This is a genomic window from Variovorax sp. WS11, assembly GCF_010499245.1.
In the GTDB taxonomy this organism is placed as follows: Bacteria; Pseudomonadota; Gammaproteobacteria; order Burkholderiales; family Burkholderiaceae_C; genus Variovorax.
In genome coordinates this window covers 419,289-431,139 of record NZ_JAAGOW010000004.1, presented here as the reverse complement: position 1 = coordinate 431,139, position 11,851 = coordinate 419,289, and the positions used below count along the sequence as shown (strand labels likewise).

Below are 11,851 nucleotides of genomic sequence, written 5' to 3'. Positions count from 1 at the left end.
TGTCGTGAACAGGTTGTGAAGAGGGTTCGGATCTGGGATTCAGCTCGCCAGCAGCGCGGCCATGCCACCCTGTCGCAGGGTGGCCAGATGCACAGCCAGCCGTGCGGCGAAGTGCGCCGGCCAGGGCGCGGTGCCGAACACCGGCGCATACCCCAGCGCGGCATTCGCCGCGGCGATGTCGTCGATGGCCTGACGCAATCGCATGGCCAGCGGCGCCGCGCCCGGGTCGCTGATGGCCAATGCGATGCCGCTGTCGCTGCGTTCGCGCGCCAGGTAGTGCAGCCAGCCCGCGAGCGCGCGTTCGAGCAGCGGGCGTTCGATGCCGTGCGCCAGGCTCTCACGCAGCGCCGGCAGCCAACGTACCGGCACCTTCTGCGTGCCGTCCATGGCGATCTGCTGGGTGCGGTGCGCCAGCGCCGGGTTCTCGAAGCGCCGCAGCAATTCATGGCAGTAGGCCTGCACGTCGTAGCCGGACGGCGCGGCGACGGTGGTACGCAGGTCTTCCAGCATGAGCCGGCGAGCGAACGCACCGACCCGCGGATGGGCCATGGCGTCGGACACGCTCTCCAGATCACACAACTGCCCGGCATAGGCGATTGCCGAATGCGTGCCGTTGAGCAAGCGCAGCTTCATCGCCTGGTACGGACGCACATCGCCGGCCAGCAGCGCGCCGGCGTCTTCCCAGGCCGGGCGCGGACCGGCGAAGCGGTCCTCGATCACCCACTGCGTGTATGGCTCGCAGACGATCGCCGCCTCGTCGCGCAGGCCGAGCCGGGCTGCGGCGTAGTCGAGCGACGCGGGCGTCGCCGCTGGAACGATGCGGTCGACCATGCTGTTGGGAAAGCCGATCTCGCTTTCGATGCGGCGCGCCAGCACCGGGTCGAACGCGCTCGCGTACTGCACGAGCAGCTTGCGCAGCAGATCGCCGTTGCCGGCCATGTTGTCGCAGCACACCACCGTCAGCGGCGCGTGGGCCGGACGCGCGCGGATGCCGGCAGCCAGTACGCCGAGCGTGGTGCGCGGCGTGGCGGGATGCTCGATGTCGTGGCGCACGTCGGCGTCGCCGGTGTCGAGTTCGCCGGTGGCCGGGCTCTGGCTGTAGCCTTTTTCGGTCACGGTGCTGGTCACGATGGCGGTGCTCGGCGCGGCGATGGTCGCCAACACCGCCTCGCGCTGGCTCGGCGCATGCAGCGCCCCGAGCAGCGCGCCGACGACGCGCGTGCGGGCCTGCTCGCCATGCCGCTCGGTGATCGAATACAGGTGGTCCTGCGCCGCGAGCGTTGCGGGCACCCGCGTGTCGCGCAGGCTGACGCCCACGATGCCCCAGCGCCGGTCGCCGCCCTCGACCACGGCTTCGGTATAGAGCGCCTGATGCGCTCGGTGGAAGGCGCCCAGGCCCAGATGCACGATGCCAGGGCCGAGCTGCCCGCGGTCGTAGCCAGGCAGGTTCACACCCTGCGCCGCTTCGGCGCGGGTCTGCTGCGAGAGGGTCTTCAATCTACTTCTCCCCGTCCATGGCGCCGAACAGGCTCTCGGTGGAAATCCGTCGATGTCTGTGGTGCCAAGCGGGCCGGCATGGTGTTCCTCTGGTGAAATGTCTCTGGGTACTACCATGGTGCCATGGTGCCATGGTGTAAAAGTGGATCGTAGAAGGGAAATGTGGCATCGAATCCTGGGGATTACCCGCAGGTACATCGCCATTTCTCGTTCACTACCATGGTGTACGATGTCGCATGATGCGAACCCCCGCCCTGCCAAAGGCCGGCGCAGGCCCCCGGTCCGACCCGCCGCCGGTCGACGTGCCGGTTGCCGCGGCGCTCCATGGCTTCGAACTCGACCCCTCGCGCTCCTACACCGGGCAGGTGCACGATCTGCTGCGCGACGCGATCGTGCGCGGCACGCTGCCGCCGCGCACCGCCTTGTCGGAGGCCACGATCTCCAAGTTGATCGAGGTCAGCCGCACGCCTGTGCGCGAGGCGCTGGCGCAGCTGGCCGAAGAGCAAATGGTGGTGATCTACCGCCAGGTGGGCACGCTGGTGGCGCCGGTGCGGCTCTCGCTCCTCGAAGAGGGCCGCTTCGTACGCAGCACGCTCGAATGCGCGAGCCACGTGCAGCTGGCCCAGACGATCACGCCCGAGCAGCTCACCGAGTTCGGCCAGATCGTGCAGCGCCAGCGCGACGCGGTGACCAGCGGCGCCATCGACCAGTTCTCGCAGCTGGACGAACTCATGCACCGCCGCCTGTTCGAATTCGCCGGGCGCGGGCACGTCTGGGCCATGCTCGAACCGATCAAGCGTCAGTTCGACCGCGTGCGCTGGCTGCTGCTGGGGCATGTGGCGGGTCACGCCGAGCGCGCGCTCAAGGAGCACGAGCAAATGCTGGCGCAGATGGCTTCGCGCGACGTGGCGGGCCTCGGCGCCAGCGTCTCCTCCCATATCGACCACATCACCGCGCATGTTGCCGCACTGCGCGAGCAGGCGCCGGCGAGCTACTTCGCCGACTGAGCGGCCTGCATCCGGTGCGCTACTGCCGCTGTTTGCGTTCTTAGTTTGTCGGAAGTGGATGAAAAATGGGGGAGTCCCCCAGCAATGCTGCAACGGGCGATCTGAAGTGCGGAAAGCGCTCAGCGAAGGGGGTCTCAAGCCGACCCTCGAGCACCGCCCCGCTTGCAGCCGACAGTGCGCACCCTTCGTCGACCATCGCATTTGCTGGCGCTTGGACACCCGCCGATTGACCAGGTGGCTCATCACCGACTCGGCCGAGGCCGACGAAACGCGTGCCCGGCCACCTTCGCAGCCGCCGAAGTAGTAGAGCTGGCGAGGCGCCAGGCCGTAGACCCCTTGCATGAGATCCACCGCCACGTCCCTGACCTTCTTGCAGGAGGCGTAGGCGAAGTTCCCCAGCATCTCGTCGTTGAGCGCGAATACACCGGGCTCGCCCGGCGGGGACGCAGTCGCCTGGTGGCCCGAGTCGGTGCCGAAGGTGGCGTAGCCGCGCGCGAGCGGCAGCGGGTCGCCGGGCGCCGCATCCCGCAAGGGCGCGAGCCCGCTGATCAGCACGCCGTTGAACCCGCCGCCGCCGCACTGCAGCGCCTTGCCGTTCCATCGGGTCGGCAAGTTGAGCTGGAAATGATCGGCTGCGCCCTCGGATCGCGCGAGGCCACGCCGGCCAGCACGTTGCAGTATTCCGGCGTCGCCGGGGGTGAGGGTGTTGCCGCTGACGGACTCCGGCGCAGCCGTCACGAGCACTGCCGAAGGACGGTGGCGGGGCTGCCGGGCAGGCCGCTGGAGGAGGCGGGAACCGGAGCGCCGCCCGCATCACCGCGACGGTCAGCGCGTTGCCGGCCAGCGTGCCGCCGAGGCCGGCATGCGCGCTCTGCCGCGCGGTGGGCGGCAGATGCGGCAGCTCGGCCCAGACGCGCTCGGCGGTCCAGTGCGCGGGATGGTGCCTAGCTGCCCCAAAGGCGTGCGGGCTGAGTCGCGACTCCGAATCCGATCATCCCCTTGGTCGGCGCGCCCTTGGGAGCGGATGCACACATGCGGCGGGCACGTATATTGCTTGAAATCGCCGACTGTCGACAGTATTCTGTCGACACCGGCCCAAGGAAGATAAAACCATGCCATTGCAAGCAGTGGGCCGCTCGGCCACCCCCCCGTCCGAGGCCGAGCGCGCCATGCGCCAGGACCTGGCCGCCGCCTACCGGCTGGTGGCGCACTACGGGATGGACGACAGCATCTACACGCACATCTCCGCCCGCGTGCCCGGCACCGAGGACCAGTTCCTGATCAATCCCTTCGGCCTGCTGTTCAAGGACGTGACCGCCTCCTCGCTGGTCAAGATCGACCTCGAGGGCCGCATCCTGGACGACTCGCCCTACGACGTGAACCCGGCCGGCTTCACCATCCACAGCGCGGTGCATGCGTCGCGTCACGACGCCGCCTGCGTGCTGCACACGCACACGGTCGCCGGCGTGGCGGTGTCCTCCCTCGCCTGCGGGCTGCAGCCCTGCAACCAGTGGGCGCTGCAGTTCCACGAGCGCGTCGTCTATCACGACTTCGAGGGCATCGCGCTCGAGGCCGAGGAGCGCGAGCGCTTGGTGGCGGACCTGGGGCCGACGGCGCGCGCGCTCATCCTGCGCAACCACGGCCTCGTCACGCTGGGCCGCACGGTCTCCGAGGCCTTCATCCTGATGCTCAACCTGGAGCGCGCCTGCCGCGTGCAGGTCGCGATCCAGTCCACCGGCCAGGCCGTGTACCCCGTGCCGCCCGAGGTCCGCGAGAAGACCGCGCTGCAGTACGAAAGCGGCGACAGCGTGCGCATGGCCGGCCAGCCCGATCCGAACGAGCGCGAATGGCGCGCGCTGCTGCAGCACATCGAGCCCCTGCCCGCGACCTCGTTCCGCGACTGAATCCCCTTTCCTCCTGATCCTTCAACATCCCCACCCACAAGGAGTCCTCATGAAACGTCGCAACCTCATCCAGATGGGTGCCGCCACGGCCGCCGGCCTGACGCTCGCGGGCGTTCCCCTGCACTTGCTGGCTGCGGGCAAGAAGGGGGGCGTGATCAACGCGGTCGTCCAGCCCGAGCCGCCGGGCCTGATGCTGGGCATCACGCAGAACGGCCCTACGCAGATGATTGCCGGCAACATCTACGAGGGCCTGCTGCGCTACGACGAGAAGATCAACCCGCTGCCTTCGCTGGCCACCGCGTGGAGCTCGAACAAGGAAGGCACGCTCTACACCTTCAAGCTCAAGCCCAACGTGTTGTGGCACGACGGCAAGCCCTTCACCTCGGCCGACGTGGTGTTCTCCGCCGACGTGTTCCTGCGCAAGACCCATGCGCGCCTGCGTGCCAACCTGGCCGCGGTCGAGAGCATCCGCGCGGTCGATGCGCTGACGGTCGAGTTCAAGCTCAAGTACCCCTTCGGCCCCTTCCTCGGCATCTTCGAGGTCGGCAGCATGCCGATGATCCCGAAGCACATCTACGAGGGCACCGACTTCCTCACGAACCCGGCCAACGCCACGCCCATCGGCACCGGCCCCTTCAAGTTCAAGGAGTGGGTCAAGGGCTCCTACATCCAGCTCGTGGCCAACGACAAGTACCACGTCAAGGACGTGCCTCTGATCGAGAGCGTGTACTTCCACGTCATTCCCGACGCGGCCTCGCGCGCCGCGGCCTTCGAGTCGGGCAAGGTGGACCTGGTGCCGGGCGGCGCGGTCGAGTACTTCGACGTGCAGCGGCTCGCCAAGCTGCCGGGCGCCGCGGTCACGACCAAGGGCTGGGAGTTCTTCGCGCCGCATGCCTGGCTGTGGATCAACAACCGCAAGGCGCCGATGGACCAGGTCAAGTTCCGCCAGGCGCTGATGCACGCCATCGACCGCGAGGCCATCTGCAAGGTGGCCTGGCAGGGCTTCGCCAAACCGGCGACCGGCCCCTTCAACAGCAACATCAAGTTCCACAGCACCGACGTGCCCAAATACCCACGCAGCGTCGACGCCGCCAAGAAGCTGCTGGCCGAGGCCGGCTACAAGGGCGAGACCCTGCGCCTCCTGCCGCTGCCCTACGGCGAGACCTGGTCGCGCTCGGCCGAGATCCTGCGCCAGAACCTGGCGCAGGCCGGCGTGAAGATCGAGATGGTCGCCACCGACGTGGCCGGCTGGAACCAGAAGCTCAACGAGTGGGACTACGACCTCGCCTTCACCTACGTCTACCAGTACGGCGACCCGGCCCTGGGCGTGGCGCGCAACTACACCACCGCCAACATCGCCAAGGGCTCGCCCTTCAACAACGTCGAGGGCTACTCCAACCCGAAGATCGACGAGCTGTTCGACGCCGGCGCCAAGGAAGCCGATCCGCAAAAGCGCGCCGCGATCTACCTGCAGGCGCAGCAGCTGCTCCTGAGCGAGGTGCCGGTGGCGTGGCTGTACGAGATCAACTTCCCGACGCTCTACCGCAGCAAGCTCAACAACCTCATCAGCTCCGGCATCGGCTTGAACGACAGCCTGGGCACCGCCTCGGTGGGATGAGCCGCGCATGAAGCGCACGCAATTCATGCTGGCCCGCGTGCTGCAGGGCCTGATCGCCATCCTGCTGATCGCGACCGTGAACTTCCTGCTGGTGCGCGCCGCGCCGGGCGACCCGGTCTCGGTGCTGGCCGGCGAGGCCGGCGCGTCCGATGCGCAGTTCGTCGCGCAGCTGCGCACGCAGTTCGGCCTCGACCAGCCGATCGGCACCCAGCTCGCCACCTACATCGGCAAGGTCGTGCAGCTGGACCTGGGCTACTCCTACCGCCAGCAGCAGCCGGTGCTGAAGCTGATCGCCGAGCGCCTGCCGGCGACCCTGCTGCTCACCGGCAGCGCCTTCGCGCTGTCGCTGCTGTTCGGCGTCACGCTGGGCGCGCTGTCCGCGCGGCGCGCCGGCACCTGGGTCGACAGCGCGATCACGGTGGTGGCGCTGATCTTCTATGCCACGCCCCTCTATTGGCTGGCGTTGATGGCGGTGCTGGTGTTCACCGTGCAGCTCGACTGGCTGCCGGGCTTCGGCTTCAGCACCGTCGGCGCCGGACTCGGCGGGCTGGCGCTGGCCTGGGACATCGCCAAGCACCTGTTCCTGCCGGCGCTCACGCTGGCCCTGTTCTACATGGCCGTCTATGCGCGCATGACGCGCGCGGCGATGCTCGAGGTCGCGCAGATGGACTTCGTGAAGACCGCGCGGGCCAAGGGCGTGCGGCCCGGCCGCATCCTGCGCGCCCACGTGCTGCGCAACGCGCTGCTGCCGGTGGTCACGCTCGCCGGCATCCAGGCCGGCGGAATGATCGGCGGGGCGGTGCTCACCGAAACGGTGTTCGCCTGGCCCGGCATCGGCCGCCTGATGTTCGACGCGCTGCTGCAACGCGACTACAGCCTGCTGCTCGGCGCCTTCCTGGTGACCGCCGCGATGGCGGTGCTGTTCAACCTGATCACCGACCTGGTCTACACCCTGGTCGACCCACGCATTGAACTGACATGAAGATGAACAGCCCTTTCTGGCGGCGCTTCGTCCGCAACAAGGGTGCCGTCGCCGGCATGGCCGTGCTGCTGGTGGTCGCCGCGGTCGCGCTCTTCGGGCCGCTGATGGCCGCCAACAGCCCCTGGGACATGGTGCAGCAGCCCTTCCTGCGTCCGTGGACCGAGCCCGGCTTCGCCCTGGGCACCGACACCCTCGGGCGCGACATCCTCGCGGGCGTGATCCATGGCGCGCGCATCTCGCTGCTGATCGGCGTCGTGTCCACCGTGGTGGCGCTGCTGATCGGCGTGACGCTCGGCGCCATCTCGGGCTACTTCGGCGGCTGGGTCGACGCCGCGCTGATGCGCTTCACCGAGCTGTTCCAGGCGGTGCCGAGCTTTGCGCTGGCGATCGTGCTGGTGGCGATCTTCCAGCCCTCGGCCGGCTCCATCGTGACCGCCATTGCCGTCGTCTCCTGGCCGCCGGTGGCACGCCTGGTGCGCGGCGAGTTCCTCACGCTGCGCCAGCGCGACTTCGTGCAGGCAGCGCTGCTGGCCGGGCAGTCGACGCCGCGCATCATCCTCACCCAGATCCTGCCCAACGCCATGTCGCCCATCATCGTGATGGCCTCGCTCATGGTGGCCACCGCGATCCTGCTCGAATCGAGCCTGAGCTTCCTCGGCCTGGGCGATCCGAACCAGATGAGCTGGGGCTACATGGTCGGCTCGGCCCGCACCGTGCTGCGCCAGGCCTGGTGGATGGCGCTGTTCCCGGGGCTGGCCATCGTGCTGACGGTGCTCGCCCTCAACCTCGTGGGCGAGGGGCTGAACGACGGGCTCAACACCCGGCTCGACGGGAGGGGACGATGAGCGCCGCGAAACAGCCGGTGCTCGAGATCGCCGACCTGAGCATCAGCCTTCCCAAGGGCGCCGATCGCGCGCTGGCGGTCGAGGGCGCGACGCTGTCCCTGCTGCCGGGCCAGACGCTGTGCGTGGTCGGCGAATCCGGCTCGGGCAAGTCCATGATCGCCAATGCCGTCATGGGCCTGCTGCCGCGCCCGCACGTGGCGCCCACCGGCGGCCGCATCCTCTTCGAAGGCACCGACCTGCTGCAGCTCGGCGAGCCGCAGATGCGCGAGCTGCGCGGACGGCGCATCGGCATGGTGTTCCAGGAACCGATGACGGCACTCAATCCGGTCATGCGCATCGGCGAGCAGATCGGCGAAGTGTTCGACGCGCACGGCGCCGTGCCCGCCGCCGAGAAACGCCGCCGCATCCTCGCGGCGCTGGCCGACGTGGGGCTGCCCGATCCCGAGCAGTTGATCGACGCCTACCCCTTCCGTCTCTCCGGCGGCCAGCGCCAGCGCGTGATGATCGCTTGCGCCCTGGTGCTCGAGCCCGCGCTGCTGATCGCCGACGAGCCGACCACCGCGCTCGATGTCACGACGCAGGCGCAGATCCTCGAGCTGGTGCGCGACCTGCAGCGGCGCCGCGGCACGGCCGTGCTCTTCATCACGCACGACTTCGGCGTGGTCTCCGAGATCGCCGACCAGGTGGTGGTGATGCAAACCGGCCGGGTGGTCGAGTCCGGGCCGGCGGCCCGGGTCCTCGGCGCGCCGCGGCACCCCTACACGCGCAAGCTGATCGCCGCCATTCCCACCGGCGAGGCGCAGCCGCCCACGCGCACGGACGACGATACGCGGGTGCTTCAGGTGCAGGACCTGTGCAAGACCTACAAGTCCGGCGGCAGCCTGTTCCGGCGCGGCCGCTCGGTGCAGGCCGCGAAGAACATCAGCTTCGACCTGCGCAGCGGCGAGACGCTGGGCCTGGTCGGCGAGTCGGGCTCCGGCAAGTCGAGCGTGGGCCGCTGCCTGGTCGGACTGGCGCCCTTCGACAGCGGACGCATCCTCTTCCAGGGCCGCAACCTGTCGCAGGGCGAGGCCTTCCGGCGCTCCGCGGCGGGCAAGATCCAGATGGTGTTCCAGGACCCCTACGCGTCGCTGAACCCGCGCCACCGCATCGGCGCCGCCATCGCCGGCGGGCCGATCGCCCAGGGCCTAGACAAGTCCGAGGCCATGGCGCGCGCGCTGGAGCTGCTCAAGCTGGTGGGACTCGGCCCCGACGCCGCGCAGCGCTACCCGCACGAGTTCTCGGGCGGGCAGCGCCAGCGCATCGGCATCGCGCGCGCGCTGGCCATGCGGCCCGAGCTGCTGGTGGCCGACGAACCGGTGTCGGCGCTCGACGTGTCGGTGCAGGCGCAGGTGCTGGAGTTGTTCGCCGAAGTGCGCGAGAAATTCAAGCTGGCGATGGTGTTCATCACCCACGACCTGCGCGTGGCCGCGCAGATGTGCGACCACATCGCGGTGATGCAGCGCGGCGAGGTCGTGGAATACGGCGAAACGCACGAGGTGCTGCGCGACCCGCGGCATGCGTACACGCGCAAGCTGATCGATGCCGTGCCCAAACTGGCAGCGCCGGCCGAAGCCATGGCGGCGGCAGCCTGATGCAGTCCGCGCAGGACGACAGGCCGCCGCGCGTGGCGCTGCTCAGCGCCGTGCTGGACCTCGGCTACCTGGCGCCGGCCTTCCGCGAGGCCTGCCCCGGCATCGAGCTGCGCCTGGGCGCCGAGCTCGGAGCGCTGGAGGAGATCGATGCGGCCGTCTGCTGGTTTCCGCCGCCCGGCCTGCTGGCGCGCATGCCGAAGCTCAAGCTGGTGCAGTCGCTCGCCGCCGGCATCGACCACCTCCTGGCCGACCCGCAGCTGCCGCGCGGGCGGCCGCTGTGCCGCATCGTCGACCCCGGCATGGCCGCCGGCATGACGGCCTATGTGAGCTGGGCGGTGGTGCAGCACCATCGCGGCATGCGGGCCTATGTCGCGGGCTCGGCCGCCGGCCGATGGCAGGAGCAGGAGGTCGTCTCGCCGCGCCGCCATCGCGTCGGCATCGCCGGCCTGGGCACGCTGGGCCTGGCCTGCGCCGAGGCGCTGGCGGCCATCGGCTATCCGGTGCGCGGCTGGAGCCGCAGCGCCAAGCAGGCGCTGCCCGCGGGGGTCGCCGGCTTTCACGGCGAGGCGCAGCTGGACCAGTTCCTCTCCGGCTGTGACACCCTGGTGTGCCTGCTGCCCCTGACGCCGCAGACGCAGGGCTTCCTCGATGCCGCGCTGTTCGCGAAGCTGCCGCGCGGCGCGCACCTGATCAACGTGGGCCGGGGCGATCATTTGGTCGAGGCGGACCTGCTCGCGGCGTTCGCATCGGGCCGGCTCGCGGCTGCCACGCTCGACGCCTTCTCGCAGGAGCCGCTGCCGCCGGACCATCCCTTCTGGGGCGACCCGCGCATCCTGGTCACGCCGCACATCGCGACGCGCACCGACCACGGGGTGATCGCGCAGCAGACCCTGGCCAACCTGGCCTTGCTGCAGAAGGGCGAGCGTCCCCTCAACCTGGTCGATCTCGAACGCGGCTATTGAACATGAACGCATCCACACACGCAGCCAACGCCGCCCACGATATCGCGGCCCATCTCCATCCCTTCACCGACCTCGCCTCCCATGCGCAGGTCGGCCCGCTGGTGATCCGGCGCGGCGACGGCATCTTCGTGGAGGACGACCAAGGGCGCCGCTACCTGGAGGCGATGTCGGGCCTGTGGTGCGCGTCGCTGGGCTTCAGCAACGAGCGCCTGGCCCGGGCCGGCAGCGAAGCCCTGCGCTCGCTTCCCTACTATCACACCTTCAACCACCGCTCGAACGAGGCGGCCATCGCGCTCGCCGGGAAGCTGCTGTCCCTCGCGCCGGTGCCGATGTCGAAGGTGTTCTTCGCGAACTCCGGCTCCGAGGCCAACGACACCGCCGTCAAGCTGGTCTGGTACTACCACAACGCCATCGGCAAGCCGCGCAAGAAGAAGATCATCGCGCGCACCAGGGCCTACCACGGCGTTACCGTGGCGGCCGCCAGCCTGAGCGGCCTGGTCCCCAGCCATCGCGACTTCGACCTGCCGATCGAGCGCATCCTGCATGTCGACTGCCCGCATCACTACCGTCACGCGCAGCTCGGCGAGAGCGAGGAGGCCTTCGCGACCCGGCTGGCCGATGCGCTCGAGGCGCGCATCCTCGCCGAGGGTCCGGACACCGTGGGCGCCTTCATCGCCGAGCCCGTGATGGGCGCGGGCGGCGTGCTGGTGCCGCCGGCCACCTACTTCGAGAAGGTGCAGGCGGTGCTGCGGAAGTACGAGGTGCTGCTGATCGCCGACGAGGTGATCTGCGGCTTCTGCCGCACCGGCGAGATGTTCGGCTCCACCACCTTCGGCTTGCGGCCCGACATCCTGACCGCCGCCAAGGCGCTGTCCTCGGGCTATGCGCCGATCTCGGCCGTGATGGTGTCCGAGCAACTGCATGCGGCCGTGGCCGCCAACAGCGGGAAGATCGGCACCTTCGGCCACGGCTTCACCTACTCGGGCCATCCGGTGAGCTGCGCCATCGCGCTCGAGACCCTGCGGGTCTACGAGGACGAGCAGGTCCTCGCGCACGTGCAGGCGCTGGCCCCGCGCCTCCAGGCCGGGCTGCGTGCGTACGCGAAGCGCGCGCACGTGGGCGAGGTGCGGGGCGTCGGCCTGATCGGCGCCATCGAGCTCGTGGCCGACCCGGCGCGGCGAACGCCCTTCGACCCGGCGCGCAAGGCCGGCCCGCGCCTCGCCGAGCTCGCGCTGGCGGAAGGCCTGATCGTGCGCGCCATGGGCGACGCCATCGCCTTCTGCCCGCCGCTCATCGCCAGCGCCGCCGAGATCGACGAGATGCTCGCGCGCTTCGACCGGGCCCTGCGCCGCTTCGAGGAGTCGGCGGCGTGAAAGCCTTGCGCGCCGGCGGCACCGGCGCG

The 11,851-nt window shown here is 69.7% G+C and carries 9 protein-coding genes and 3 pseudogenes; 8 read left to right on the top strand and 4 right to left on the bottom strand.

What is annotated here, in order from left to right; genetic code table 11:
- Nucleotides 1-39 precede the first annotated feature (39 nt).
- Complete coding sequence (locus GXN78_RS31405; RefSeq protein ID WP_239143039.1) at nucleotides 40-1,497, bottom strand: mannitol dehydrogenase family protein; 1,458 nt, start codon at nucleotides 1,495-1,497, stop codon at nucleotides 40-42.
- 239 nt (nucleotides 1,498-1,736) lie between these two features.
- Between GXN78_RS31405 and GXN78_RS31400 the strand changes: the two genes are divergently transcribed.
- A complete protein-coding gene (locus tag GXN78_RS31400; RefSeq protein WP_106559952.1) occupies nucleotides 1,737-2,504 on the top strand; it encodes a GntR family transcriptional regulator in 768 nt (255 codons plus the stop codon).
- Nucleotides 2,505-2,544: 40 nt separating this feature from the next.
- On the opposite strand, the pseudogene GXN78_RS41595 reads toward GXN78_RS31400, so the two are convergent.
- The 3 pseudogenes from GXN78_RS41595 to GXN78_RS41590 all read right to left on the bottom strand — a co-directional run.
- Nucleotides 2,545-2,792, bottom strand: a pseudogene (locus tag GXN78_RS41595) (hypothetical protein); the annotation flags it as partial.
- A 30-nt stretch (nucleotides 2,793-2,822) separates the two neighbouring features.
- Nucleotides 2,823-3,242 (bottom strand): annotated as a pseudogene (locus tag GXN78_RS31395) (tannase/feruloyl esterase family alpha/beta hydrolase); the annotation flags it as partial.
- 67 nt (nucleotides 3,243-3,309) lie between these two features.
- A pseudogene (locus tag GXN78_RS41590) lies at nucleotides 3,310-3,426 on the bottom strand (hypothetical protein); the annotation flags it as partial.
- A 190-nt stretch (nucleotides 3,427-3,616) separates the two neighbouring features.
- On the opposite strand from GXN78_RS41590, the gene GXN78_RS31390 reads away from it, so the two are divergent.
- The 7 genes from GXN78_RS31390 to GXN78_RS31360 are packed head-to-tail and all read left to right on the top strand — an operon-like array spanning nucleotide 3,617 to nucleotide 11,822.
- A complete protein-coding gene (locus GXN78_RS31390; protein ID WP_106559921.1) occupies nucleotides 3,617-4,408 on the top strand; it encodes a class II aldolase/adducin family protein in 792 nt (263 codons plus the stop codon).
- Nucleotides 4,409-4,457: 49 nt separating this feature from the next.
- Nucleotides 4,458-6,026 carry an ABC transporter substrate-binding protein gene (locus GXN78_RS31385; RefSeq protein ID WP_106559920.1) on the top strand — a complete coding sequence of 523 codons (1,569 nt, stop codon included), beginning with the start codon at nucleotides 4,458-4,460 and terminating at the stop codon, nucleotides 6,024-6,026.
- Nucleotides 6,027-6,033: 7 nt separating this feature from the next.
- Entirely contained in the window at nucleotides 6,034-7,008 is a 975-nt protein-coding gene (locus GXN78_RS31380; protein ID WP_106559919.1) for an ABC transporter permease, read from the top strand.
- A 2-nt stretch (nucleotides 7,009-7,010) separates the two neighbouring features.
- Nucleotides 7,011-7,853, top strand: a complete 843-nt coding sequence (locus GXN78_RS31375; protein ID WP_106559951.1) for an ABC transporter permease — start codon at nucleotides 7,011-7,013, stop codon at nucleotides 7,851-7,853.
- Nucleotides 7,850-9,487 (top strand): ABC transporter ATP-binding protein, encoded by a 1,638-nt coding sequence (locus tag GXN78_RS31370; RefSeq protein ID WP_106559918.1) that lies wholly within the window; start codon nucleotides 7,850-7,852, stop codon nucleotides 9,485-9,487. The genes GXN78_RS31375 and GXN78_RS31370 overlap by 4 nt, the downstream gene beginning before the upstream one ends.
- Nucleotides 9,487-10,449, top strand: a complete 963-nt coding sequence (locus GXN78_RS31365; protein WP_106559917.1) for a glyoxylate/hydroxypyruvate reductase A — start codon at nucleotides 9,487-9,489, stop codon at nucleotides 10,447-10,449. Before GXN78_RS31370 ends, GXN78_RS31365 begins: the two co-directional genes overlap by 1 nt.
- 2 nt (nucleotides 10,450-10,451) lie before the next feature.
- Entirely contained in the window at nucleotides 10,452-11,822 is a 1,371-nt protein-coding gene (locus GXN78_RS31360; protein WP_106559916.1) for an aminotransferase, read from the top strand.
- Nucleotides 11,823-11,851 lie beyond the last annotated feature (29 nt).

Bases quoted from the DNA above. Each gene is read 5' to 3' on its own strand.
- GXN78_RS31380 (WP_106559919.1), top strand. From the start codon at position 6,034: ATGAAGCGCACGCAATTCATGCTGGCCCGCGTGCTGCAGGGCCTGATC.
- GXN78_RS31365 (WP_106559917.1), top strand. From the start codon at position 9,487: ATGCAGTCCGCGCAGGACGACAGGCCGCCGCGCGTGGCGCTGCTCAGC.
- GXN78_RS31400 (WP_106559952.1), top strand. From the start codon at position 1,737: ATGCGAACCCCCGCCCTGCCAAAGGCCGGCGCAGGCCCCCGGTCCGAC.
- GXN78_RS31390 (WP_106559921.1), top strand. From the start codon at position 3,617: ATGCCATTGCAAGCAGTGGGCCGCTCGGCCACCCCCCCGTCCGAGGCC.
- GXN78_RS31370 (WP_106559918.1), top strand. From the start codon at position 7,850: ATGAGCGCCGCGAAACAGCCGGTGCTCGAGATCGCCGACCTGAGCATC.
- GXN78_RS31360 (WP_106559916.1), top strand. From the start codon at position 10,452: ATGAACGCATCCACACACGCAGCCAACGCCGCCCACGATATCGCGGCC.
- GXN78_RS31375 (WP_106559951.1), top strand. From the start codon at position 7,011: ATGAACAGCCCTTTCTGGCGGCGCTTCGTCCGCAACAAGGGTGCCGTC.
- GXN78_RS31385 (WP_106559920.1), top strand. From the start codon at position 4,458: ATGAAACGTCGCAACCTCATCCAGATGGGTGCCGCCACGGCCGCCGGC.